Origin of the sequence: Collinsella aerofaciens (assembly GCF_020709435.1) — a bacterium.
Taxonomy (GTDB): domain Bacteria; phylum Actinomycetota; class Coriobacteriia; order Coriobacteriales; family Coriobacteriaceae; genus Collinsella; species Collinsella aerofaciens_AU.
Window position 1 is genome coordinate 130,417 of the sequence record NZ_JAJFDP010000003.1, and the last position, 23,297, is coordinate 153,713.

At 59.5% G+C, this 23,297-nt stretch carries 25 protein-coding genes; 18 read left to right on the forward strand and 7 right to left on the reverse strand.

The annotated features are described in order from the left end of the window. Position 1: 1 nt before the first annotated feature. From murB to LK493_RS03440, 13 genes are all read left to right on the forward strand, one after another. Positions 2–913, forward strand: coding sequence for a UDP-N-acetylmuramate dehydrogenase (murB, locus tag LK493_RS03380; RefSeq protein WP_006234257.1), 912 nt, complete (start codon positions 2–4; stop codon positions 911–913). A gap of 424 nt (positions 914–1,337) precedes the next feature. Beyond that, complete coding sequence (locus tag LK493_RS03385) at positions 1,338–2,126, forward strand: cell division protein FtsQ/DivIB (RefSeq protein ID WP_227790121.1); 789 nt, start codon at positions 1,338–1,340, stop codon at positions 2,124–2,126. A gap of 199 nt (positions 2,127–2,325) precedes the next feature. Then, positions 2,326–3,480, forward strand: a complete 1,155-nt coding sequence (gene ftsZ, locus LK493_RS03390; protein ID WP_022094491.1) for a cell division protein FtsZ — start codon at positions 2,326–2,328, stop codon at positions 3,478–3,480. Positions 3,481–3,690: 210 nt separating this feature from the next. Continuing rightward, complete coding sequence (locus LK493_RS03395; RefSeq protein ID WP_227790122.1) at positions 3,691–4,491, forward strand: polyphenol oxidase family protein; 801 nt, start codon at positions 3,691–3,693, stop codon at positions 4,489–4,491. Then, positions 4,488–5,324, forward strand: coding sequence for a phosphate ABC transporter substrate-binding protein (locus LK493_RS03400; RefSeq protein ID WP_055251678.1), 837 nt, complete (start codon positions 4,488–4,490; stop codon positions 5,322–5,324). Before LK493_RS03395 ends, LK493_RS03400 begins: the two co-directional genes overlap by 4 nt. 1 nt (position 5,325) lies before the next feature. Next, the gene (gene pstC, locus LK493_RS03405; protein ID WP_117769999.1) at positions 5,326–6,252 is read left to right on the forward strand and encodes a phosphate ABC transporter permease subunit PstC; all 927 of its coding nucleotides are present in this window, start codon (positions 5,326–5,328) and stop codon (positions 6,250–6,252) included. Positions 6,253–6,255: 3 nt separating this feature from the next. Beyond that, the gene (pstA, locus tag LK493_RS03410; RefSeq protein WP_006234250.1) at positions 6,256–7,161 is read left to right on the forward strand and encodes a phosphate ABC transporter permease PstA; all 906 of its coding nucleotides are present in this window, start codon (positions 6,256–6,258) and stop codon (positions 7,159–7,161) included. Between the two features lie 12 nt (positions 7,162–7,173). Then, positions 7,174–7,977 carry a phosphate ABC transporter ATP-binding protein PstB gene (pstB, locus tag LK493_RS03415; protein ID WP_089571588.1) on the forward strand — a complete coding sequence of 268 codons (804 nt, stop codon included), beginning with the start codon at positions 7,174–7,176 and terminating at the stop codon, positions 7,975–7,977. Between the two features lie 92 nt (positions 7,978–8,069). Next, the gene (locus tag LK493_RS03420) at positions 8,070–8,927 is read left to right on the forward strand and encodes a phosphate signaling complex PhoU family protein (RefSeq protein WP_006234247.1); all 858 of its coding nucleotides are present in this window, start codon (positions 8,070–8,072) and stop codon (positions 8,925–8,927) included. Between the two features lie 119 nt (positions 8,928–9,046). Beyond that, on the forward strand, positions 9,047–9,784 hold the full coding sequence (locus LK493_RS03425) for a YggS family pyridoxal phosphate-dependent enzyme (protein ID WP_117746754.1): 738 nt from the start codon (positions 9,047–9,049) through the stop codon (positions 9,782–9,784). 60 nt (positions 9,785–9,844) lie between these two features. Next, positions 9,845–10,567 (forward strand): cell division protein SepF, encoded by a 723-nt coding sequence (locus LK493_RS03430; RefSeq protein WP_006234245.1) that lies wholly within the window; start codon positions 9,845–9,847, stop codon positions 10,565–10,567. 57 nt (positions 10,568–10,624) lie between these two features. Beyond that, positions 10,625–10,870, forward strand: a complete 246-nt coding sequence (locus tag LK493_RS03435) for a YggT family protein (RefSeq protein ID WP_227790178.1) — start codon at positions 10,625–10,627, stop codon at positions 10,868–10,870. A 61-nt stretch (positions 10,871–10,931) separates the two neighbouring features. Next, positions 10,932–11,606 (forward strand): DivIVA domain-containing protein, encoded by a 675-nt coding sequence (locus tag LK493_RS03440; RefSeq protein WP_227790123.1) that lies wholly within the window; start codon positions 10,932–10,934, stop codon positions 11,604–11,606. 166 nt (positions 11,607–11,772) lie between these two features. Here the strand turns inward: LK493_RS03440 and LK493_RS03445 are convergent, their stop codons facing one another. The 3 genes from LK493_RS03445 to LK493_RS03455 form a co-directional block, all read right to left on the reverse strand. After that, positions 11,773–12,303: a nitroreductase family protein gene (locus LK493_RS03445; RefSeq protein WP_227790124.1), complete on the reverse strand. Its 531-nt coding sequence runs from the start codon at positions 12,301–12,303 to the stop codon at positions 11,773–11,775. A gap of 279 nt (positions 12,304–12,582) precedes the next feature. Further along, entirely contained in the window at positions 12,583–13,206 is a 624-nt protein-coding gene (locus tag LK493_RS03450; protein ID WP_138112201.1) for a DUF47 domain-containing protein, read from the reverse strand. A gap of 67 nt (positions 13,207–13,273) precedes the next feature. After that, entirely contained in the window at positions 13,274–14,323 is a 1,050-nt protein-coding gene (locus LK493_RS03455) for an inorganic phosphate transporter (protein WP_117655139.1), read from the reverse strand. A 250-nt stretch (positions 14,324–14,573) separates the two neighbouring features. On the opposite strand from LK493_RS03455, the gene LK493_RS03460 reads away from it, so the two are divergent. The 4 genes from LK493_RS03460 (at position 14,574) to LK493_RS03475 (ending at position 17,684) form a co-directional block, all read left to right on the forward strand. Next, positions 14,574–14,912, forward strand: coding sequence for a hypothetical protein (locus LK493_RS03460; protein ID WP_117746758.1), 339 nt, complete (start codon positions 14,574–14,576; stop codon positions 14,910–14,912). 79 nt (positions 14,913–14,991) lie between these two features. Then, on the forward strand, positions 14,992–15,687 hold the full coding sequence (locus LK493_RS03465; RefSeq protein ID WP_117746759.1) for a Bax inhibitor-1 family protein: 696 nt from the start codon (positions 14,992–14,994) through the stop codon (positions 15,685–15,687). A 137-nt stretch (positions 15,688–15,824) separates the two neighbouring features. Continuing rightward, positions 15,825–16,946, forward strand: coding sequence for a TIGR02452 family protein (locus tag LK493_RS03470; RefSeq protein ID WP_227790125.1), 1,122 nt, complete (start codon positions 15,825–15,827; stop codon positions 16,944–16,946). Between the two features lie 78 nt (positions 16,947–17,024). Beyond that, positions 17,025–17,684 (forward strand): SGNH/GDSL hydrolase family protein, encoded by a 660-nt coding sequence (locus LK493_RS03475; RefSeq protein WP_138339890.1) that lies wholly within the window; start codon positions 17,025–17,027, stop codon positions 17,682–17,684. A gap of 61 nt (positions 17,685–17,745) precedes the next feature. Here LK493_RS03475 and thiD read toward each other — a convergent pair whose 3' ends face one another. Next, positions 17,746–18,576, reverse strand: coding sequence for a bifunctional hydroxymethylpyrimidine kinase/phosphomethylpyrimidine kinase (gene thiD / locus LK493_RS03480; protein WP_227790126.1), 831 nt, complete (start codon positions 18,574–18,576; stop codon positions 17,746–17,748). A gap of 182 nt (positions 18,577–18,758) precedes the next feature. Further along, positions 18,759–20,093 (reverse strand): phosphomethylpyrimidine synthase ThiC, encoded by a 1,335-nt coding sequence (gene thiC / locus LK493_RS03485; RefSeq protein WP_195620580.1) that lies wholly within the window; start codon positions 20,091–20,093, stop codon positions 18,759–18,761. Between the two features lie 171 nt (positions 20,094–20,264). On the opposite strand from thiC, the gene LK493_RS03490 reads away from it, so the two are divergent. After that, entirely contained in the window at positions 20,265–20,786 is a 522-nt protein-coding gene (locus LK493_RS03490; protein ID WP_227790127.1) for a hypothetical protein, read from the forward strand. A gap of 136 nt (positions 20,787–20,922) precedes the next feature. Here the strand turns inward: LK493_RS03490 and LK493_RS03495 are convergent, their stop codons facing one another. Both LK493_RS03495 and LK493_RS03500 read right to left on the reverse strand, forming a co-directional pair. Then, a complete protein-coding gene (locus tag LK493_RS03495) occupies positions 20,923–21,732 on the reverse strand; it encodes a YaaA family protein (RefSeq protein WP_195620582.1) in 810 nt (269 codons plus the stop codon). A 102-nt stretch (positions 21,733–21,834) separates the two neighbouring features. Then, positions 21,835–23,232, reverse strand: coding sequence for an aminopeptidase (locus LK493_RS03500; RefSeq protein ID WP_227790128.1), 1,398 nt, complete (start codon positions 23,230–23,232; stop codon positions 21,835–21,837). Positions 23,233–23,297: the final 65 nt, after the last annotated feature.

A 23,297-nucleotide genomic window follows, 5' to 3' on the forward strand; every position in this document is an offset into this window, starting at 1 on the left:
AATGGGTCTGTTTAACGCCGTCATGGCGCTCTCGGGCATGATCGACACGGATGTGATCGAGGACGAGCGCCTTGCGCGTCATACGAGCTATCGTATCGGCGGCAAGGCCGACCTCTTTGTGACGTGCCATAGCTATCATGCCCTCCGCCGCGCCGTGGCGGTGCTCGATCGCGAGCAGGTGCCGTGGGTCATCATCGGCAAGGGCTCCAATCTGCTGGTTGCCGATGGCGGTTATCGCGGTGCCGTCATTTCGCTCGGACGTGAGTTTCAGCGCACGGTTGTTGCCGATGACGGTTGTACGCTGACGGTCGGTGCGGGCGTGATGTTTGCGCGCCTGGTCAACGATGCCCTGTCGCGTAGCCTCTCGGGCCTTGAGTTTGCCGTTGGCATCCCTGGTTCGGTTGGCGGTGCGATATCTATGAATGCAGGCACACGGACCGAGTGGATTGGCTCGCTGGTTGAGGATGTCGTAACGTTTGACCCGGCATCCGGTATCAAGCATTATGCGGGGTCCGAGATCACTTGGGGCTACCGAGAATGTAGCCTTCCCCGCAATGAGATCATCCTCGAGTGCGTGCTTAAGCTTAAACCGGCGCCCAAGGCCGACATTCGCGAGCGCATGGAGCGGTACCTGACGAGGCGCAAGCGTACGCAGCCCATGGGTCGCGCATCCTGCGGGTCGGTCTTTCGCAACCCGCCCGATGCGAGTGTGGGCAAGCTTATCGAGGATTGTGGATTAAAGGGTTTTTCGATTGGCGGTGCGGAAGTTTCGCCCGTTCACGCTAATTTTATCGTTAATAACGGAACTGCCTCGGCCGATGACGTTGCCGCGGTTATCAGACATGTGCACGGAAAGGTGAGGGAGGCGTATGGCATCGAGCTCAGACCGGAAGTTAAATTCCTCGGCTTCTAGAGCATCGAAACCCACCTTCCGCCGCGCCGGAGGGCGTTCCGGCGCGCCTGCCAAACCTCAACGCAATACCGTCGCGCATTCTAAGTCTGTCGGGCATGCTCGACAGACCAGTCGTCCGGTCGTCGGCTCGCAGCTCGGTAATCGTCCGGCCGCAAAAAAGTCCTCGCGTCCCTCGGTGACTTCAAAGCCTGTTATGGGCGCCAAGCCTGCCCGCCCCATGGCAACTCCTAAGCCCTCGACGGGAACTAAAGCGGCGCGTCCAGGTCGCACACTGGGCGCATCGAAACCGCGCTCGCTGACATCGGTGCCGGCTACCGCCAAGAAGCCTTCGGGTAAAAAAAGCGTCAACCCGTTGTCTTCACTTGGGGCGATGGTAAATAAAACATCAGACGCCGCTTCTGTCGTTGCAGGCAAAGGCAAAATCGTGGGCGGCGTTCTGGCCGCCTTGGCCGTGCTCGTCGTCGTTGCCATCGTGGTGATCAACTCTGGATTGTTTACCGCCACTGATATTCAGATTCAAGGCAGCGAGCATGTGACGAAGCACGATGCTATCCAGCTGATCGATTTGCCCGAGGGAACGTCGCTTTTTAACGTCGATCCCGACCAGATTACCGAGGACCTCAAGCAGAATCCGTGGGTCTCGGGCGTGGATGTCCAGCGTCAGTTCCCGCATACGCTCATCATTACGCCGATGGAGCGCAAGGTCATCGCAATTGCCTATATCAGTTCCGATGACCTTGCCTGGGCCATCGGGGATGATGACACCTGGATCGCCCCACTGTCGACGTCGGTCGAAGTGGACGACCAAGGCAACGTCATCACGACAGGGCAGGGCTCAAATACCTTGACCGGAATCGATGCCGCGCTGGCGCTCGCTAAGCACTATGGCGCGGTGCTGTTGACTGATGTCTCGGCGGATGTCGCTCCGGTTTCCGGCCAGGCAGTGAGCTCCAAGGCCGTTAAGGCTGGCTTGGATTATGTGCGTGGTTTTTCGAGCGAGTTCTTGGGACAAGTCAAGGATATTTCCACGCCTTCGGTCGAAGCCATCTCGGCAAACCTCAATAACGGCATTGAGGTGTCGCTGGGCGATTCGAACGATATCGTCAAGAAGGAGCGCGTAGTCACCAAGCTGCTTTCGCAGGTAGAGGGCGTAACGTATATCAATGTGCGCTCTCCGGGTAACTATACATTTAGGAACGCTCCGACCTCGTAGCGCTGGTTGATGCTTTGTTGAGGGGCCATACCACGCCGTTTATCTGGTTTGTTTGGTTTTCACGGTCAATTATTTGACTGATACGTTCATAATGTGCAAACATAATACGGTTTACCTTTGCATTTACTTTCAACCTGAAGGTTAATGTGCGCAGGGGTCGACCCATGCTATGGCTATAACCTTTGTTCGGAGGACCGACATGCACGAGACAGAGATCAACAACTACCTTGCCGTCATTAAGGTGGTCGGCGTCGGCGGCGGCGGTACCAACGCGGTCAATCGAATGATCGAAGAGGGCATCCGCGGCGTCGAGTTTGTTGCCATCAACACCGATGCTCAGGCACTCGCGATCTCTGATGCCGATATCAAGGTGCACATCGGCACCGACCTTACCCGCGGCCTGGGCGCCGGCGCCAACCCCGAGGTTGGCCGCAAGGCTGCCGATGAGTCCCGCGACGACATTGCCGAGGCGCTCGCTGGCGCCGACATGGTGTTCATCACCTGCGGCGAGGGCGGTGGCACCGGTACCGGCGCTGCTCCCATCGTTGCCGATATCGCGATGAACGAGGTCGGTGCGCTGACCGTCGCCGTCGTGACCAAGCCCTTCACCTTCGAGGGCCGCAAGCGCAAGAAGAGCGCCGAGGAGGGCATTAAGACCCTCTCCGATTGCGTCGACACCATGATCGTCATCCCTAACGATAAGCTGCTCGACATCGCCGAGAAGAAGACCACCATGCTCGAGGCCTTCGCGATTGCCGATGGCGTCCTTTCCCAGGGCACCCAGGGCATCACCGACCTCATCACCGTCCCCGGTATCATCAACCTGGACTTCGCCGATGTTAAGACCATCATGAAGCAGGCCGGTACCGCCATGATGGGTATCGGTACCTCTTCTGGGGACACCCGTGCCGTCGACGCTGCCCAGCAGGCCATCTCCAGCCCGCTGCTCGAGAGCTCCATCGATGGTGCCACGCGCGTGCTGCTCTCCATCGCCGGTTCCAAGGACCTGGGCATCCAGGAGATCAGCGACGCCGCCGACGTTGTCGCCAACGCCGTCGACCCCGAGGCCAACATCATCTTCGGTACCGTTGTCGACGAGTCCCTGGGCGATCAGGTGCGTATCACCGTCATCGCTACGGGCTTCTCCGACTCCAACGTCAACCGTCAGGACGAGCTCTTTGCTGCTCAGCAGTCTCAGAGCAAGGCCGCTGCCTCCGCTGAGCCGCAGCGCACCGCTCCTGCCACGAGCCCGGCTCAGGCCGCTCCGACCCGCAACGTCGGTGGCACCGAGCTTCCTAACTTCGGCAACGATCAGTTCGAGCTTCCCGACTTCCTGAAGCGCGGTAGCTTCTAAGTCGTTCTTTGCATTGTTGTGCACAGGGGCGTGTCCGTATGGACGCGCCCTTTTTATTTCGACTTTGTAAACTAGAACCTCCAATCTCTTTACGTTCCCTTTACGATTGCCTCCAGCGCAGCAGGTATCCTTTTAGAGAAGTATGACAGCCGTATAAACGCGGGCTGTAGCGGCGATGCCGCGGTACTTGTGTTATTAGGAGGCTTTAGTATGGCAGCACGTGCGGACAAAGTTTCGCGTGTCGACCATGATGGAGTTACGTTGGTGGAGGGCGCGACATCCGATGTTCGCTTTGCCTTCACCGAGCGCGCCGGTGGCGTTTCCGAAGATGCGTACTCCTCACTCAACTTGGGCTCGCATGTTGGCGATGACCCCTTTGCTGTTCAAGAAAATCGTCGTCGTGCGCTCGAGGCTATGGGTGCCGCCGAGTGCGAGCACAACCTGCTCGTTCCCAATCAGGTCCATGGTGATCATATCGTTGCGGTGCCCTCGAACGGCGCCGATGACCTTGAGGACGTTCGCGAGCAGATTGCCGAGGGCTGTGATGCCATCGTCTGCACGGCGCATAACGTGCCCGTGCTGCTCTGCTTTGCCGACTGCGTTCCCGTGGTGCTGGTGGCCCCCGGCGGATTTGCCGTGGTGCACTCCGGTTGGAAGGGCACGATTGCACGTATTTCCGCCAAGGCGTGCCAGGCGCTTTGCGATGCTGCCGGTTGCGATGCGAGCGACGTTTCCGCCTATATCGGCCCCCATATCTTGGGTGACGAATATGAGGTATCCCAGGAACTCATGGATCGCTTTGCCGCCGAGTTCTCTTGCATCGATGCGAATACCTCTCGCATGCTTGATCTTTCCGCTGCCATTCGCGAGGCGCTGGTAGATGTCGGTGTCGACGCGGATAATATCGTGGATACCCAGCTTTCGACCGTGCGTCAGAACGACCGCTTTTATTCCTACCGTAACGAGGACGGCACCTGTGGGCGCCATGCTGCGATCGGCGTGATGCTATGAGAAAGATCGTATCGGTCCTGAGCGCCGCTGTGCTTACGCTTACGCTGTGCGCCTGTTCTTCGGGATCTTCTACCTCTTCCATTACCGTGGCCGGCTCCACGACCTGCCTTCCTATCGCCGAGATTGCGGCCGAGGGCTTTAAGGAGGAGACCGGCATCGACGTGCTCGTTTCCGGTTTGGGTTCTTCCGCTGGGATCGAGGCCGTCAGCGCCGGCACGGCCGATATCGCCAGCTCCTCCCGTGGACTCAATGCCGACGAACAGGATCTGGGCCTGACTCCCATCGTCATTGCCCACGACGGTATTGCGGTCATCGTGAACGACGACAACCCCGTCGATAACCTCTCGACCGAGCAGCTCCGCGATATCTACGCCGGCAAGATTACCAATTGGAAAGAGGTCGGTGGCGAGGACCTGAGGATTCAGGTCATCAACCGAGACGAGGCGTCCGGTACGCGCGAGGCCTTCCGTACCATCGTGATGGATGGCACGCCGTTCGATCGCCGCTCGGCTGTTCTTTCGGGTACGGGCCAGGTGCGCGACGTGGTATCTCGTTCGCGTGGGGCCATCGGCTACATTTCGCTGGGCTTCGTCGATAGCCTCAACGCCAAGACCTCGGTCAAGGCTGTCTCGGTCAATCATGTTGAGGCGTCCGAGAAGACGGTCGCGAGTGGCGGCTATCCCATCTCGCGCGACCTTTACTTCTTTGTGAAGGGTGCGCCTTCGCAGCAGGCGCAGGATTACATCGACTACGTGACGTCCGAAAAGATGGACAAGCAGATTCGCGAGGCGGGCTTTATTCCCGTCACCAACGACGAGAAGGGGAGTGAGTAGCATGGAAGCACAGGAAAACTCCCAGACTGAGCAGAATGCTCAGGCACCCAAGAAGCGCGAGCTGGCGCTCGTATCGCGCAGTACCTATATCAAGGAGAAGGCGCTGCAGTGGATCTTCTTTGCCTGCGCGTTCTTGGCGGTCGTTACCGTCATCCTGATTTTTGTCTTTACCACGTACTCGGCGCTGCCCGTCTTTACCGACATCGGTCTGGCGGACTTCTTTAGCTTTACGTGGGCGCCCTCTGAGGGCCACTACGGCATCATGTCGCTGCTTGCCGGCTCAGGTCTGGTGACCGTCGGTGCGCTCGCCATGGGCGTGCCGCTGGGCGTGGGTACGGCCGTTTACCTGGTCGAGATTGCCAGCAAGCGCGTGCGCAAGCTCATCAGCCCCGCCGTTGACCTGCTGGCGGGCATACCCTCCATCATCTACGGCTTTTTCGGCATGATCATCATCCGCCCGTTTATCGCACAACTGACCGGCGGCCTTGGTTTTGGTGCGCTGACGGCGTGGTTTGTGCTCGCCATCATGATCGTCCCTACCATCACCACGCTCACCATCGATGCCCTCAATTCCATTCCCATGGGCATTCGCGAGGCATCGTATGCCATGGGTGCTACTAAGTGGCAGACCATCTATAAGGTCGTGCTACCTGCCGCTAAGCTGGGTATCGTGGATGCCATCGTGCTGGGTATGGGCCGTGCCATCGGAGAGACCATGGCCGTGCTCATGGTCGTGGGTAACGCCCCGGTTATTCCCGACAGCATTGCGAGCCCTATCTCGACGCTCACGAGCCAGATCGCGCTCGACATGAGCTATTCCTCGGGTCTGCATCGCTCGGCGCTGTTCGGCATGGGCGTGGTCCTGTTTATCATCTCCGCCACGCTGGTGGGCATCGTCCGTCTGATTTCCAAGAAGAAGAGGGGGTAGGCTATGTCCGATTCCGTTGACACGACGGTCGATACGACCTCGTCGCGCGAGCGCATCAAGCGTGCCCTTTCCCACGGCAAGAAGGGCCGCATCAACAAGGACCTGTCCAACAAGATCATGCTTGGCGTGTTTCGTGCCGCTGCCTACATCACCACGCTGGTGCTGGTCGCTATCATCGCCTACGTGGTCATCAACGGCCTGCCACACATCTCGCTCGACTTTATCTTCGGTTGGCCCCAGGGCGTCAACGCCGAGGGCGGAATTTGGCCCACGATCGTATCGACCGTCTACGTGACGGCGCTCGCCATGCTTATCTGCACGCCGATCGCTGTGCTGGCAGCCGTCTATCTGGCCGAGTACGCCAAGCAGGGCAAGGTCGTCGAGCTCATTCGCTACGCTGCTGACGCTTTGGCCTCGGTGCCCTCCATCGTTATGGGCCTGTTTGGCTACGCCTTGTTTGTCGAGGCCATGGGCCTGGGCCTTTCGATGGTCTCGGCCGCCCTGGCACTCGCGCTCTTGATGCTTCCCATCGTCATGCGTACCACCGAAGAGGCCATTCGCGCCGTTCCGCGCTATATCCGCTGGGGCGCATATGGCCTGGGCGCCACCAAGTGGCAGGTTGTCTCCAAGATCGTGCTTCCTTCTGCCTTTGGCCGTATTGCCACGGGCATCGTTCTCGCCATCGGCCGTGCCATTGGCGAGACCGCGGTGGTGCTCTATACCATGGGGCAGGCCATCAATCTACCTATTTCGCCGCTCGATTCCGGCCGCCCCATGACGGTTCACCTGTATCTGCTTGCCAACGACGGCATCAACATGAACGCAGCCTACGGCACCGCGCTCTTGCTGATGGTGATCATTCTGGCCTTCAACCTGTTTGCGCGCTTCCTGTCGCGCAAGCGTCGCTAGTTAAGGAGTCCCATGTCCGTTTATCAGTCCGCTCCCACGTTGGAGCAAGCGGCCATTACGGCCAAGGATTTCAACTTTTGGTACGGTGACTTTCATGCGCTGACGGGGCTTGACCTCAACATCGCCAAAAACGCCATCACCTCCTTCATTGGCCCTTCGGGCTGCGGCAAGTCGACGTTTTTGCGCTGCATCAACCGCATGAATGACCTGATCGAGGGCACGCGCGTCGAGGGCACCATGACGCTCGACGGCAACGATATCTATGCCGAGGGTGTCGACCCGGTCGATCTCCGTCGTCGCGTGGGCATGATCTTTCAGCAGCCCAACCCGTTTCCTAAATCCATCTACGAGAATGTCGCCTTTGGCCCTCGTCTGCAGGGCGTGACTAGCAAAAGTGACCTCGATGACATCGTGGAAGAATCGCTCAAGCGCGCCAACCTCTGGAAAGAGGTATCCAATCAGCTCAACAAGGATGGTTTGGCGCTCTCGGGCGGTCAGCAGCAGCGTCTGTGCATCGCGCGCGTGCTTGCGGTGCAACCCGATGTCCTTCTGATGGACGAGCCCTGCTCCGCCATCGACCCCACGTCCGTCTCTAAGGTCGAGGATCTGATGGCCGAGCTGGCGCCCGAGATGACGATCATCATCGTCACGCATTCAATGCAGCAGGCAGCTCGCATTAGCGACTACACCGCATTCTTCTTGCAGGAAGTTGCCGGCGAGCCCGCTACGCTCATCGAGTATGGTCAAACCGACGCGATCTTCACCAGCCCGGTGGACTCGCGGACGGAAGACTATATCACCGGCCGCTTTGGCTGATCGGTGCGACTAGTCCCAAGCCGATCGGATCTGGTCCGGTGCGTATTCACTGTGCGGGCGGCATGACCGCACCCAACTGATTGGAGTGAACCATGCGCAAACTGTTTTCCCGTCAGCTCATCGAGGCCCGTCACGAGATGCTGAGCATCTACGAGGCCGTCGATCTGGCCCTCCACGATGCCGTGAAGGCCTATGTGACCGACGACCGCAAGCTCGCCACCAAGACCAAGAAGCGCACGCTTTCGATTGACGCACGCTGCGCCAACCTGGAGGCCGTCTGCTACAACCTGATTGCCACGCAGTCACCGGTCGCCTCCGACTTCCGCTTGCTGCAGACGATCATCTACGTCGACTTTAACCTGCAGCGCATGACCGATAAGGTTCGCCAGATTTGCCGCGCCACGCGTCATATGATCAAGGCCGACATCTCGCTGCCCAAGGAGCTTGTCGGCACGGTCGAGGCCGAGGCTGAGGCCGTCTACCAGGTGCTGGGCTCTTCGCTTTCTGCGCTCGTCACCAACGACATGTCCATCATCTGCAACTTGGCCGTCGAGGACGAGCCAGTGCACGCCGCCTACGAGAAGTTCTTCCGCACCTTTAACCGCATGGACACGGGCGATTTTATGGACGACGACAGCAACTATGACGACCTGCGCCGCGCCATCATGGTATCGCGCTATCTCGATCGCATCGCCTCGATTTCCATCGATGCCGCCTGCCGTCTGACCTTCCTGTTGACCGGACAGCGTATGACTGCCGGTGATATCGCCTGCACTGATGAGGATGAGCTCGAGAGCATGCGCGTGCCTTCGGGCGAGGGTGTTATCATGAGGCCCGCCGTCGATGCACGCTACGTTGCCAAGGTGCCCGTTAACGAGGTCAGCGAGGGTCTTCGCTACCTGCTCGATCATCTTGAGGATGAGGACGATGGCGAGGACGACGAGGAGTAAGTAACCCCGTTCGTCGAAAGATTGTAAATACCTAAGTGAGCGCGGCCTTGCACATGCGGGGCCGCGCTCTTGCGTTAGCATGGGACTACTTGTTTGGCTGTCAGCGGAGGCGATTGGCAATGGATAACTATTTGGACTTGATGCGCGCTCGCCGCGAGCAGATTCTGGAACGTTTTTATGCGGCGCTCGATCGCGCGGGCCGTCCCCACGACGCCGCGAGCCTCATTGCCGTGTCCAAGACCGTTGGTGTCGATGAGACCGTTGCCGCCATCCAGGCGGGGTATCGCCATTTTGCCGAGAACCGCCCGCAGGAGCTGGTTCGCAAGCTCACGGGTCTGGCGGAGCATCCGGAGCTGCCCGAGGTGCGCTTCGATATGATCGGCAACCTGCAGACCAATAAGATCAATGCGGTGCTGGGCTCAGCCGAGCTGATTCACTCGGTGGGTTCGCTGCATCTGGCGCAGGCGATCTCGAGCCGTGCTGTTCGCAAGATTGAGGCAGGCGAGCTCGTCGGCCCCCAGCGTGTGCTCATTGAGGTCAATGTGAGTGGTGAGGAGTCGAAGGGAGGCTTTTCACCCGATGAGATTCGCGCCGCCGCGGGTGAGCTTGCAGAACTTGAGGGAATTTGCGTACAGGGGCTTATGACTATGGCGCCCCGGGGGAATAAGGATGTGGCACGCCGCACCTTTGCGGGGCTTCGTGAGCTGAGGGATGAGCTGGAGGCGGCGCATCCCGATTTGAACCTGCCTGAGCTTTCCTGCGGTATGAGCGAGGACTTTGAGTCTGCCCTTGAGGAGGGCTCTACGCTCGTTCGCCTGGGCAGGGTAGTATTTAGCCCGGAGTTTGCAGTAAAATAAGGCTCTGAAGTGCGCACTGATTATCGGGGCGCCTGCACTAAACCGCGAGAGGACACAACCATGGGCTTCCTTGACGAGATTAAAAATAAGATGCACCTGGGCGGCCAGCAGGGTTACGACCAGGGTTATGGCCAGGACGACGACTACGGCTACGATGACGGCTACGACGATGGCTATCAGAACAACGGCTACAGTGGTGCTTCGGGCGAGGGCTTCTACACCCAAGACGAGCCGAGCAACGGTCTGCTTGGCCAGACGCGCCGCGGTGAAGCTGAGTCGGTTGCCGTGTATACGCGCTCCGGTCAGCTGGTCGGCGATGACTCCCGCCATGCCACGACGTATAACCCGCCTTCGCGCTCGCAGGACAGTGTTGCGAGCGGTTATCGTCCTGGTGCCTATGACACGCCGTCGAGCTACGCCGAGAATACCCGCGCCCGTGCCGCCGCTGCACCCGCGCCTGCACCGAGCGATGCCTCGGCCTATGCGAGCAATATCATCAACGCCACGCCGCAGCTGCCGGCCTATGTCCTGCGCCCCGAGAGCTATGACGACGTGGAGACCGTGGTGCGCCGCGTTCGCACCAAGCAGCCTGTCGCACTGATTTTTGTGGGCGTACGCACCGAAGTTGCCAAGCGCGTCTTGGACTTCTCTTACGGCTTTGCCTGCGGTCTGGGTGCCACGGTCAAGGAGGTGGGCGACCGCGTGTTCATGGTGCTGCCCGCCGGTTGCGAGGTCAAAGATTCCGATCTCAAGAAGCTTCGTGCCGACGGCTACCTTAAGTAAAGACAAGACGAGGAGATTCCCATCAACATCTACACTATCGTCCAGCTGGTCAACACGCTGTTCAACTTCTATTCCACGCTCATTGTCGTCTACTGCTTTATGACGTGGATTCCCATGAAGCAGGGTGGTTTGCTTCAGGATATTGCCGCGGTGCTTGATAGCGTGTGCGGTCCGTGGCTCAACCTGTTCCGTCGTTTCATCCCGCCGATGGGCGGTATCGATTTTTCGCCGGTCGTTGCGATTATTGCGTTGCAGTTGGTGCAGAGGCTGGTTCTGCAGCTTCTTATAGGTATACTCGTGTAGAACTGTCTTAGTAACTTACGTCGGGCGTGTAGCGCCGAGGCGATGAAAAAGGAGACTTGTTATGGCTATTACCCCTGCAGACATCCAGGCTCAGACTTTCTCTGAGGCCAAGCGTGGCTACGATCCTGCCGAGGTCGACGTCTTCTTGGAGACGCTGTCCTCCGAGGTTGACGCTATGCTCGCTAAGATCGTCGACCTTAAGGGTCGTCTGACTGCTACCGAGCAGCAGCTTGCCGATGCGCAGGCTCAGCTTGCCCAGGCTCAGGATGCCGCCGCCCAGGCCGTTCCTGCCGCCCCCGTGGCTGCTCCCGCCCCTGACTTCTCCGCTCAGGAGCGCCAGATTTCCGCTGCCCTGATCGCTGCCCAGCAGACCGCTGAGACCATCGTCAACGATGCCAACGAGAACGCTGAGCGTATCCGCAACGAGGCTGACGCCAAGGCCCGCGAGGTTATCCGCCAGGCTCTGACCGAGAAGCAGGCCGAGCTCGAGGAGATCGATCGTCTCAAGGCTTCCCGTGAGGAGTTCAAGGCAGAGTATCTCAAGCTCATCCAGCACTTCATGGACGATGCCCAGAATTCCTTCTCGGCCGATCTGATGGCTTCCACGCCGGTCGGTTCTGCCGCTTCTCCTGCAGTGACTGTTCCCGCCGAGCCGCTGCCCGTCGCTGACCCGGTTGTCCCCGTGGCCGATCCCTTCGCCCCGATCGACAACTTTGCTGCCGACGACCTGGACTAACATTCGGCCTACAATTTAGTGCCTAGAAAGGACCCGCAGCTTGCGGGTCCTTTTTTATGACTGTGCCGGAGTGCGTAACATAAAAAACCGAGCCCTGCACATAATGGCGCAGAACTCGGCGAACGGGTGAGCGGTCAAGGGTAGGTTTTAAGGCATGTCCCAAAACCTACTTGAGGAGGAAGTCGGAGAGGGGAATGGTACGGGCCTCGCGATGCTCGGGATCGGCGATGTGGTCGGCAGGATATCCACAGACGAGCATGTGATAGGGATAGACGCCCTTGGGCAGATTGAACTGCTCCTGTGCCACCCCAGGCTTAAAATGGCATACCCAGCACGTTCCCAGGCCCTGCTCGGTGGCCTCCATCATCATCTGATCGCAGACGATCGAAGTATCGATGGCACTCGAGTTCATCTGATCATACGGGCGCACCCAGGCATCATCGGTAACGCTGCAAATAAGGAAGATAAGCGGAGCGCCAAAGATAGACCCATCACGAGCAAACCGAGGCTGACAAGCAGCAGCCTTCTCCAGAAGCTCAGGCGTATCCAACACCATCACACGGGTTGGATGATTATTACAAGCAGAAGGAGCAATACGCCCAGCCTCAACAATGGCATCCACCACAGCCTGCTCCACAGCCCGATCTTCAAACTCACGACAAGAATACCGAGCCCGAGCCAGATCCAAATAACTCACAACCAAGCCCTCCAAATTCAGTGTATCAACCCAAAGCAAAACAAAGGGTACCCAAAGCTCCATCCAGCCAAACGTTTAAGGCGGTCCCAAAGTTCCCAATCGGGCTCAAGGCCCTGCCAACAAAAGCCTCATTGCTTTCAAAGTATCAGCCAAAGTTCCCAATGGTGGTACGTAAGGCGAAGGGCCGGCCACGGTTTGCTTTCGAACGACTCTGCAAAGCAGCTGGAGTGAGAAAGCAAACCGTGGCCGGCCCTTCGCCGCCGGGACACGTACCCCCAATTAACTGTTCTTCATGACAATCGAATCCACGACATCGGCCACATTCTCGCAGCAGTCGGCGCAGTACTCCAGGAATGCGTAGACGTCACGCCAGGCGATGACCTCGAGCGGGTCCTTGCCGTTGACGTGCAGGTTGCGCATGGCGTTGATATAGAGCTCGTCGGCCTCGGACTCGATGGTGTTGATCTGGATGACGAGCTCGCGCAGCGTTTTGGACTTGCGGTAGTTGGGCAGCTCGACCATCAGGTCTTTCATGGCGCGGCAGGCGTCAGTCACCTTGTGGGCGATGACGATGGCGTCGGGATGGATGCTCTGGATGTTGGTGAAGTAGACGCGCTGCACGACGCCCTCGATGCGGTCGAGCACGGTGTCGAGCGCGCAGCTCATCAGATCCAGATCCTCGCGCTCGAGCGGGGTGATAAAGGCGGTGAGCAGGGCGTCTTCGAGCTCGTGGTGCTTCTTGTCTGCCGCATGCTCAATCGCATGCATCTTATTGAGCATGTCGTGAATCTGCGCGGGATCGAAGTTCTCAAAAATCTTGGTGAGCAGCTCTGCGGCCTGGACGGCGAGGTCGGCGCAAGCGACGTAGTTGTCAAAGTAGAACGAATCGGGTTTCTTTGCCATGGGTGGGTCCTTTCGAGGCGAAGACGGGTGGGCGAAGTGTTGCGGTCCGGATGGACGTTCGGTTTGATTAGAGGAACATCATGAACAGCTTGGCCATGACAAAGCTGATGAGTCCGCAGGCGGGGAAGGTGAAGAACCAGGTGAACATCATGTCCTTGACGACTCCGAAGTTGATGGCCGAGAGGCGCTTGACGGCACCGACGCCCATGATGGCGCAGGTCTTGATGTGTGTGGAGGACACGGGGATGCCGGTAAGGGTGGCAAGCAGCAGGTTCGCGGCGCCCGCGAGGTCGGCGGAGAAGCCCTGATACTTCTCGAGCTTAACCATGCTCTGGCCGACGGACTTGATGATGCGCTCACCGCCCACGCTGGTACCGATACCCATAGTGGCCGAGCACAGCAGCATAATCCAGATGGGGATGCCGGCATCGCCGACGCTGGTCTGGCCGTTTGCGAAGGCCACGCCTAAAAAGAGCACGCCGATGAACTTCTGTCCATCCTGCGCGCCGTGCATAAAGCTCATGGCCGCGGCGCTCGCGATCTGAGCGTATTTAAAGAAGACATTGGCACGTCGCCTGTTGGCGGCGGCGAAAAGAATCGAGACGAGTTTGCACAGGACCCAGCCCATGACAAAGCCCAGGCCGATGGAGAGCGCCAGGCCGTAGATGACCTTCATCCACTCGTGGACGTTGACGCTGCTCGCGCCGCCGAGGGCGATAGCGGCACCGGTCAGGCCGGCGATAAGGCTGTGGCTTTGCGAGGTGGGGATGCCAAAACGCGACGCTGTGGCACCGTAGACGACGATGGAGAACAGCGCCGCGCACAGACAGGCGAGCGCCATGGTGCTGTTTCCGCCAAAGTCGACGATATGTGAGATGGTGTTGGCGACGCTCGCATTAAAGTGCGTCATGATGAGCACGCCGAGGAAGTTGAATGCGGCGCTCATGAGAATGGCGGCGCGGGCGGGCATGCAACGCGTAGTGACGCAGGTCGCGATGGCGTTGGGCGCGTCGGTCCATCCATTGACGAAGATGGCGCCGAGCGCGAGGATCACGGTGACGGCAAGGACTGGGTTCGACACAATTTGGCCGAGGAAGGTTGAGAACGTTACGTCCATATATGGGCTTTCTCGAAGTTTGCAGGCACGTTACAAAAACATGATAAATCGTATCACCTCCTGCGGGTTTCTTTACCGAGTTCTGATGGGAGAAGTGAATTTTTTGGCACTAATATTGAATATTAGCCCTGTTGACCGCGGGTGTTCTTTTTGCTAACACACCATGAGGACACGTGTGCGTGCCCCAACATCCCAAAACCACAGTCTGTTCGCTTTACAATATGCAAACATGCGTTCGATAATAGGAGGCATGGAATATCGACAGACAGATGGCAAAACTCGGCGCGTGCACAAGCAGTATGTGGACGTCGTGGCTCGCATCCTCGCGGGCGGACAGGTCGTGCCGGTCACCGTCTGCTGGGTCGACGGTCGTTGCTTTACGATTGACGAAATTATCTCGACCACCGGGTTTGGCCTGATGGTCCACGGCATCCGTACGGCAACCTATAAGGTGCGTTTTGGCGGGCACGCGACCGAGTTGTATCTGGAGGACCAGACGCGCGAGCGGGCGGACGGCTCGCAGGCACACGTGATGCGTTGGTGGGTCTGGGCCTTTGATCGCACGCTCGAGGGCGAGCGCCGTAGGTAAGGACGTACGGCATTCGGGTACAATGACAGGAATCTTGTCAGCTACTGCGCTGTCGCGGCGCTTTTGAAAGGACGAAATTATGAACGATATTCAGGGCTATCAGAACGGCCCCATCGAAACCGGCGCAAGCCGTGCCAAGGAGATGTCGCCGCGTGCGTATAATCTTGCCATGTCTGCCCTCATCTTCTTGGGCTTTTGTGCCATGGGCGTCGGTGCTTACTTTACGAGCACCATGTCGTTTGCGCGCATGATGATGAGCGGGGCTGCCCTACCGCTGGTTTTTGGCTCGTTTATTTTGACCATCGTCGGCATGGTCATGATGTCGGCCGCCGCCAGCAAGCAGTCCGTGGGCCTGTCCCTTGTGGGCTACGTAATCTTTGCGAGCACCTTTGGCCTGACCGCGTCGTTTGGCCTTGCCAACTACGACCTGCCCACCATCAACACTGCCTTTATCGCCACGGCCGCCATCACCTTTGTCTTTGGCGCCTTGGGCGTGACGTTCCCCAAGTTTTTCCAGCGCGTATATGGCATCGGTTTTGGCATTCTGCTCGCTACTATTCTGGTTGAGATCGTGCTGATGTTCATGGGCGTCTCACAGACCATCACCGATCTGATCGTGATCGTGGTGTTCGCCGGCTTTATTGGCTACGACACCTATGTTGCCACGACGGTGCCGCCTACGCTGCCCAACGCCGTGCTCATGGCGTCCAATCTGTTCGTGGATATTATCAACGTGTTCCTGCGCATTCTGAACATCCTCGGCCGTCGCGACTAGTGGCGAATTGCGGCGGTGCTTGCCGTACGTGCAAATCGATGCGAAAGGCGGTCCTTCGGGGCCGTCTTTTTTGTACTCGGCGGGGTATCATGGATGGGAAAAGCCGATAGCGGCAGCGACAGGAAAGGTGACCACTTATGGCAGACGTCGACAACAGGAACCGTAACCGCAGGTCCAACCGAGCGGGTCAGCCCAATCCCAAGCGCGAGGCCCGTGCCAAGGCCGCCGAGCGTCACGTGGCAACTGTGTCCGAAGCGTGCGCCAAGGATATCGAGCGTTCGCTTGCCGGCGTGTGCGAGTTCGATGGTATGCCTGCCGGTTTTGTCGCGGCGATGAAGGCCAAGGTTCAGAGTGCTGTGGCCGCCGAAGAACAGGTTGCCGAGGACGTCGAGGGCGCGGAGGCTGCCGAGACCGAGACGGCGCCCGAGACCGAGGCAGCGCCTGAGCCTGCCGAGGAAATCGCCGAAGCTGAGTCCGCGCCTGCTGAGGAGCCCGCTCCGGTTCTGCCTGAGGTCACCGTGCTCGATGCCTCCGCCACGCAGGCCATCCTGGACAACGGTCGTGGCTATGCGCAGTTCTGCGACATGGCCGTGCTCGCCTTTGCCTCGTTCACCAACCCGGGCGGTGGCTACATCCAGGGCTATCTGGGCCAGGAGGCCACGCTGTGCGCCGATTCGTATCTGTACAACATTCTCGATAAGCAGCGCAAATGGTACGGCGAGAACCGTCGCCGCAACATCAACTGCGAGCTTTACCGCAACCGTGCGCTGGTGGTGCCTGCGGTGCGCTTCGACCGCAACCACGTGCATGCATACGCCGACGTGATCGTGGCCGCCGCGCCCAACGTTAAGCGCGCCCGCCAGGAGTATCGCGTGAGCGACGATGCTCTGCTGGACGCCCTGCGCGACCGCATTCGCTTTGTGCTTGCCATCTGCGACGAGCTGGGTCGCGAGAAGCTCGTACTGGGCGCTTGGGGCTGCGACAACAACGGCTTTGACGCCGAGGCCGTGGCCGAGCTCTTCCGCAAGGAGCTCGCGTCGGGCGACTTTAAGGTCAAGCAAGTCTTCTTTGCCGTGCCTTCTACGCGCTGGGATGAGGATTTTGCCAAGTTCGAGCACGTGCTGGCAAACTTCCCCGAGCGCAACGAGGAGTCCTATGCCCAGGTTGCCGCTCGCGCTGCGGCAGCTCGCGCCGCCGAGCAGACCCAGGCTGCTACCGAGGATGATGAGGACGAGGACGATTGGCGCAAGTACCTGTAATTGGTACGTGCTGACAGATGGGTCGAGCCGGCGGGAGAGGCTGCTTCCGTCGGCTTTTTACTGAGCGAGGGGCTTACGATGAAAAACGTTCTATGCTTTGGCGACAGCAACACCTATGGTTACGATCCGGCGGGCATGCGCGACGGCACCGCGGTGCGCTATGCGCAGGATGTGCGCTGGTGCGGCGTGGCCCAACGTGACTTAGGCGAGGGCTGGCATGTAATTGAAGAAGGCCTCAACGGCCGCACGACGGTACGCGACGACATGTGCCATCTGGACACCAATCTTAACGGCATCCGCGCACTTCCGATGCTGCTCGAGGCCCATAAGCCGCTGGACGCCATTGTGATCATGCTGGGCACCAACGACTGTAAGACGGTCTTTAACGTGACAGCTTCCGATATCGCCCGTGGCGCCATGGCGCTGATTCGCGCCGTCCGCGCGTTTCCGTGGACCGACGCTGCGCCTTGTCCGCGCATTCTGCTGATGGCGCCTATCAAGATCAAGCCGCAAATCGCCGATGTATATATGACCGATTTTGACGAGCGTTCCGTCGAGGCCTCGGAGCATTTTGGCGAGTACTACGCACATGTGGCTGAGCAGTTTGGCTGCGACTTTTTGAATGCCGCCGACTTTGCCGAGCCGGGCGATATCGACTATCTGCATATGATGCCCGAAAGCCACGAGAGCTTGGGACATGCCGTGGCGGCCAAGCTCCAAGAGATGCTCGGTGAGTAGCACGGCCCCAAACCACCGCAAAGGTGCCTGTCCCCTTTGCGGTGGTTTTGGGCTGTGAATCTTAATACTGCCACATGTGGTTGACAGGGCCGGAGCCTTTGCCCATGTCAAGGCCGGCGGCGAGGGCGCCCGTTAGGTAGGCCTTGCCGGCGTTGACGGCATCGGCAAGATCCATACCCTGGGCCAGCGCACAGGCGATGGCGGACGAAAGCGTGCAGCCGGTACCATGCGTGTTGCCGGTCTCGATGCGCTTGTGGCGGAACCACGTGGTGAGCGGATCGCCCAGGTGGTTGCCCTCGTCATCGAGCGGTGCGGGCTCTGCTAGCACATCGTTGGCCTCGTTGACAAAATGCCCGCCCTTAACGAGAGACGCGCACCCAAAGCGGCGGGTGAGGAGCATAGCGGCATTTTGCTGCGTGCGCTCGGAATCGACCTCGTAATCGAGCAGCGCCATGGCCTCGGGAATATTGGGCGTGATGACGGTCGCCAGTGGGAACAGGCGGCGTGTAAGCGCTTCGGCGGCGTCCTCTGCGATCAGGCGAGCGCCCGAGGTGGCGACCATGACGGGGTCGACGACGATATTTTGTGCGTCCCAGGCGCCCAGGCGGTCGGCGATAACCTCGATAATCTCGGCAGAGGAAACCATGCCGATCTTGACGGCGCTGGGTCGGATATCGTCAAAAACGGCATCGATTTGCGCGGCGACAATATCCGGGGAGATGTTCTGTACGGCGGTGACGCCCAGGGTGTTCTGTGCGGTGATAGCGGTGATGGCCGTCTCGGCATACAGGCGGTGCGCCGTGATGGTCTTGATGTCGGCCTGAATGCCGGCACCACCGCTGGAATCTGATCCTGCGATGGACAGGACGGCGGGTACCTTACTGCGATCCATGTTCGCTCCCTTGTTCGGTCGGATTCAAATGGGTCTTTAAGCCAGCATTATAAAGATGCCCGGGCCGACTCTATGTCGAACCCGGGCGGGCGATGCAATCTTTACGCAAATGTAAGCAAATGTTCACACGTCAACAATTGAGGGGCGCCGGCTCGCCGCTAGAAGCGATCGCAGCGAGGAGTCTAGTCCTCCATGCCAAGGTCGATCGTCGTGCCCTCGAATACCTTGTTGACGGTGCGGACGGCGCACATCTTGCCGCACATGGTACAGGTGCCCTCGGTGGCGGCAGGGGACTCCTCGTAGCGCTTCTTGCCGGTGACGGGATCGAGGGCGCACTTCCACATGGCGTCCCAGTCGAGCTTGCGGCGTGCCTGGCCCATCTTGTCGTCCAGATCGCGGGCGTGCGGCACCTTCTTGGCGATATCGGCGGCGTGTGCGGCGATCTTGGTGGCCATGAGGCCATCGAGCACGTCCTGGGCGTTGGGCAGGCACAGGTGCTCAGCGGGTGTCACGTAGCACAGGAAGTCGGCGCCGGAGCTCGCCGAGATGGCGCCACCGATGGCGGCGGTGATGTGGTCGTAGCCCACGCCGATATCGGTCACCAGCGGCCCCAGCACATAGAACGGCGCATTATGGCACAGGCGCTTCTGCAGCTTCATGTTGGCGGCGATCTCGTCGAGCGCCATGTGACCCGGTCCCTCGACCATAACCTGGACGCCGGCGGCCCAAGCGCGCTTGCACAGCTTGCCCAGCTCGATCATCTCGGCGGTCTCGGTGGCATCGTTTGAGTCGTAGAGACAGCCCGGGCGGCAGGAATCGCCGAGCGAGATCGTCACGTCGTACTCGTGGCAGATCTCGAGCACCTCGTCGTAGAACTCGTAGAAGGGGTTTTCGTTGCCGGTGACTTCCATCCAGCCAAACAGCAGCGAGCCGCCGCGGCTGACGATGTTCATGAGGCGGCCGGTCTCCTTAAAGGTCTTGATGACCGACTTGTTGATGCCGCAGTGGATGGTCATGAAGTCCACGCCGTCCTCGGCGTGCGCGCGAACGACCTCGAGCAGGTCGTCCTTGGTGAGCTTGACCAGCGGCTTTTCCATGTAGCCGATGGCGTCGTACATGGGGACGGTGCCCACCATAAGCGGCGTCTCGTCGATGAGCTGCTGGCGGAACTGGCGCGTCTTGCCCGAGTTGGAGAGGTCCATGATGGCGTCGGCGCCAAAGTCCTCGGCAATCTTGACCTTCTTCCATTCCTCGGCGGCATCGGCCTTGTCGCCCGAGATGCCCAAGTTCACGTTGACCTTGGTGGACAGGCCCTCGCCGACACCAAAGGCGCGCATGCCCTTTTTGATATGCACGATGTTGGCGGGAATGGCGATGCGGCCGTCTGCCACGCGCTCGCGGATGTACTCGGGGTCGCGATGCTCGCGCTCGGCGACCTCTTTCATCTGAGGTGTGATCTGCCCAGCGCGGGCGAAGTCGATTTGCGTGACGAGCTTGGGCTCGGTCTGTGTGCTCATTGGCACGGCTCCCTTCGTTGGCATTACCCATATCAGGTTTGCGGGTCAGGGCGGGCGCGCCCAGTCTCAGCCTGCCGTCTTGTCCTGCAAGCTCCCCGTTTATGTGGTGGGCTCAAGTATAGCTCGAATGGGTACGATTGACGCGATGAGCATGCCCGTGGGGAGGCGAACATGGAAGACAAGCATCTATATCGAGAGATGCAATGGGACGTATCGGCCGAGGAGGGCCGTGCGCACCATGGCCTTGTCGCGATTGGTTTTGCGATCCTTGTCGTGATGGTGATTGCCTGTTGTATCTGGACGTTTGGTGGTCGCGGCGGCGCTGCATGGGAGTTCGAGGCTGATGATAGCCTACCGATTATGACGGTGAGGAGTACTGGCGGTAATGCCAATACGCTCGCCATTCCGGGCGATTATTGGTACCCGCGCGATGAGTTTGTGCAGTTGCAGCTGAGTGGTGGGTCCATTCCGGGCGAAGAAATCGAACGCGTGACGTTTGGCGCGGCGCTCAAAACGCTGACGGTGAAGCTCAAAGATCAAGGAGATGTGCCCACGACCATGGATATCGCCCTGACGGAATGGCGTCTGGAGCCTCCGACGGGTGTTGCGGTTTCCGAGGTTGAGCACGTCAAGATTATCTATCAGGACGGTTCGACAAACGGGATTGCAAAGGCCGACGGTCTAGCAGAATAGGTGTCGAGCCTAGCCAGCCAATTCATAAAAGTTGCGGTGGAATAGTTCCTGATTGTGCGATAAAAGGCTCAAATAGGAACTATTCCACCGCAAGTTATATAGAGAAGGCTGAGCGGGTCAGTTTTGGGTGGCGGGTCTAGAGCATCTGTTCGTTGATGAACACGAGGGTGCCTGGGTATGAGATCTCGGGGGCGTGGCGATAGCCGATGTTGAACTCGGTAAGACCGGCGGCGTCCTCGAGCTTGTTTTCTGCCATCCAGCGCACCATGGAGCCGCGCGCCTTTTTGCTGGCGGTCGAGCGCTGGATGGGCTTGCCGTTGCGGACACCTTCGCCAAAGAGACAAGTGACGGTTGTGGCGTCGCCTGCGAGATGGGGTAGAACGGCCTTGGCGTACTCCGCGCTGGCAAGGTTGACGACCGTGGTGTTGGAGCCGGTCGGCGCAATGGCGCATGCAAGTTTGTCGCCCCAAAACGCATAGAGGTCACGGGCGTTGTTGACGGCGAGCTTGGCTCCCATTTCGAGCCGATAGGGCTCAACGCCATGGAAAGGCCGCACACATCCGTACAATCCGGAGAGGATCCAGAGATGGTTTTGCAGCCAGTCGAGCTGTGCAGCATCCATGACCTCGGGCGCCATGCTTTGGTATTGGATGCCGTGGTAGGACATGACGGCGGGGGAGATTCGGCGCGCGATATCGGGATCGGCGAGGTCGGCATCGCTCAGGGCGGGCATAAATTCGTGAAGCGTATCCAGGCACGTTGTAAGCAGCCTGTCGCTCACGTTCCAAAGGGCCTGAAGACCTGCTGCGCCATCCTCGCGTTCGATGCCCAGCAGTGCCTGATGGAGCCGGGCCGTCTGATGTGCAAAAGGCGGTATGCCCAAAACGTCAAAGGCATCTTGAGCTGTCCGCATCTGTTTGGCGGGCGAAATGACGACCTGTAGCACGGAATCCTCCTCCCGCTAAAAAAGTTGCGGTGAAATACAGACCGCTTTCCCCGTTGGAAGGCCTGATGAATCCGTATTTCACCGCAAGTTACAAGGGTTTGGTTAGGCGCGCTCGAGGAAGGCCTTGTAGCCGCGGTAGGCCTCGTAGATATCAGCCTTGTTAGCGACCTCCCACAGGGCGTGCATGGACAGGACGGCAACGCCAGAGTCGATGACGTTCATGCCGTACTTAGCCATGATGTATGCGATGGTGCCGCCGCCGCCCGCGTTGACGCGACCAAGCTCGCAGGTCTGGAAGTCCACGCCGGCCTCGTCCATGATGTCGCGGATGAGGGCCACATACTCGGCGTCGGCGTCGTTAGAGCCGCCCTTGCCGCGGCTGCCCGTGTACTTGTTAAAGCACAGGCCGCGACCCATAAAGGCTGCGTTCTTGGTTTCGAACTTGCCGGCGTAGCCCGGGTCGAAGCCGGCGGACACGTCGGAGGAGAGCATGCGGCTGCGGGCGAGCGCGCGGCGCAGGGCCAGCGGGCTATCCTCGCCGGCGAGCGTCATGATCTCGGCGACGGTGTTCTCGAAGAAGCGGCTCGTCATGCCGGTGGCACCTACGGAACCGATCTCCTCCTTGTCGACGATGAGTGTGATGCTCGTGCGCTCCACGTTGGCGACGTTGATCTGGGCGAGCATGGACGGATAGGCGCAGACACGGTCGTCGTGGCCATAGCCCAGAATCATGGAGCGGTCGAGGCCCATGTCACGGGCGGGGCCGGCGGGCACGACCTCGATCTCGGCGGAGAGGAAGTCCTCCTCCTCGACGTCGTACTGCTCCTTGAGGATATCCAGGAACATCTGCTTGACGGGCTCCTTGGGAGCGTCCTTGTCGTCCTCGTCAAACTTGACGGGGCGGCCGCCCACGATCACGTCGAGGATCTCGGCGTCGACGGCGTCCTTGGCGGGCTTGGCCATCTGCTCGCTCGAGAGGTGGATCAGCAGGTCGGAGATGGTAAAGACCGGGTCGTCGGCCTTGTCACCGATGTTGATGTCGACGGTGGTGCCGTCCTTTTTGCAGATGACGCCCACGAGTGCGAGCGGGGAAGCGACCCAGTGGTAGCTCTTGACGCCGCCATAGTAGTGCGTGTCGAGATAAGCCATGTCGCCGGCCTCGAAGGCGGGATTCTGCTTAAGGTCCAGGCGCGGCGAGTCCACGTGGGCGCCCAGGATGTTAAAGCCCTGCTCGAGCGGGGCGGTGCCCAGGTTGACGAGCATAAGGTCCTTGCCGTGGTTGGCGGCGTACACCTTGTCGCCTGCCTTGAGCTCGCGGCCCTCGGCGATCACGGTCTCCAGGTCGACGTATCCCGCCTCCTCGGCCATCTTGATGCCGGTCTTGACGCACAGGCGCTCGGTCTTGTTCTCGCTCAAAAACTGCTTATAGCCGCGGCAAAGCTCCTCGAGCTCCTCGACTTGCTGTGGCGTGTACTTTTTCCATGCGCAGGGACGCTCCATGACGCAGGCTCCTTTCGGATCGATCGTGCTGGTTGATGTACCGTGAGCCATCGTATCACGCGCGG

Bases quoted from the DNA above. Each gene is read 5' to 3' on its own strand.
- murB (WP_006234257.1), top strand. From the start codon at position 2: ATGGGTCTGTTTAACGCCGTCATGGCGCTCTCGGGCATGATCGACACG.
- ftsZ (WP_022094491.1), top strand. From the start codon at position 2,326: ATGCACGAGACAGAGATCAACAACTACCTTGCCGTCATTAAGGTGGTC.
- LK493_RS03395 (WP_227790122.1), top strand. From the start codon at position 3,691: ATGGCAGCACGTGCGGACAAAGTTTCGCGTGTCGACCATGATGGAGTT.
- LK493_RS03400 (WP_055251678.1), top strand. From the start codon at position 4,488: ATGAGAAAGATCGTATCGGTCCTGAGCGCCGCTGTGCTTACGCTTACG.
- pstC (WP_117769999.1), top strand. From the start codon at position 5,326: ATGGAAGCACAGGAAAACTCCCAGACTGAGCAGAATGCTCAGGCACCC.
- pstA (WP_006234250.1), top strand. From the start codon at position 6,256: ATGTCCGATTCCGTTGACACGACGGTCGATACGACCTCGTCGCGCGAG.
- pstB (WP_089571588.1), top strand. From the start codon at position 7,174: ATGTCCGTTTATCAGTCCGCTCCCACGTTGGAGCAAGCGGCCATTACG.
- LK493_RS03420 (WP_006234247.1), top strand. From the start codon at position 8,070: ATGCGCAAACTGTTTTCCCGTCAGCTCATCGAGGCCCGTCACGAGATG.
- LK493_RS03425 (WP_117746754.1), top strand. From the start codon at position 9,047: ATGGATAACTATTTGGACTTGATGCGCGCTCGCCGCGAGCAGATTCTG.
- LK493_RS03430 (WP_006234245.1), top strand. From the start codon at position 9,845: ATGGGCTTCCTTGACGAGATTAAAAATAAGATGCACCTGGGCGGCCAG.
- LK493_RS03440 (WP_227790123.1), top strand. From the start codon at position 10,932: ATGGCTATTACCCCTGCAGACATCCAGGCTCAGACTTTCTCTGAGGCC.
- LK493_RS03450 (WP_138112201.1), bottom strand. From the start codon at position 13,206: ATGGCAAAGAAACCCGATTCGTTCTACTTTGACAACTACGTCGCTTGC.
- LK493_RS03455 (WP_117655139.1), bottom strand. From the start codon at position 14,323: ATGGACGTAACGTTCTCAACCTTCCTCGGCCAAATTGTGTCGAACCCA.
- LK493_RS03460 (WP_117746758.1), top strand. From the start codon at position 14,574: ATGGAATATCGACAGACAGATGGCAAAACTCGGCGCGTGCACAAGCAG.
- LK493_RS03465 (WP_117746759.1), top strand. From the start codon at position 14,992: ATGAACGATATTCAGGGCTATCAGAACGGCCCCATCGAAACCGGCGCA.
- LK493_RS03470 (WP_227790125.1), top strand. From the start codon at position 15,825: ATGGCAGACGTCGACAACAGGAACCGTAACCGCAGGTCCAACCGAGCG.
- LK493_RS03475 (WP_138339890.1), top strand. From the start codon at position 17,025: ATGAAAAACGTTCTATGCTTTGGCGACAGCAACACCTATGGTTACGAT.
- thiD (WP_227790126.1), bottom strand. From the start codon at position 18,576: ATGGATCGCAGTAAGGTACCCGCCGTCCTGTCCATCGCAGGATCAGAT.
- thiC (WP_195620580.1), bottom strand. From the start codon at position 20,093: ATGAGCACACAGACCGAGCCCAAGCTCGTCACGCAAATCGACTTCGCC.
- LK493_RS03490 (WP_227790127.1), top strand. From the start codon at position 20,265: ATGGAAGACAAGCATCTATATCGAGAGATGCAATGGGACGTATCGGCC.
- LK493_RS03500 (WP_227790128.1), bottom strand. From the start codon at position 23,232: ATGGAGCGTCCCTGCGCATGGAAAAAGTACACGCCACAGCAAGTCGAG.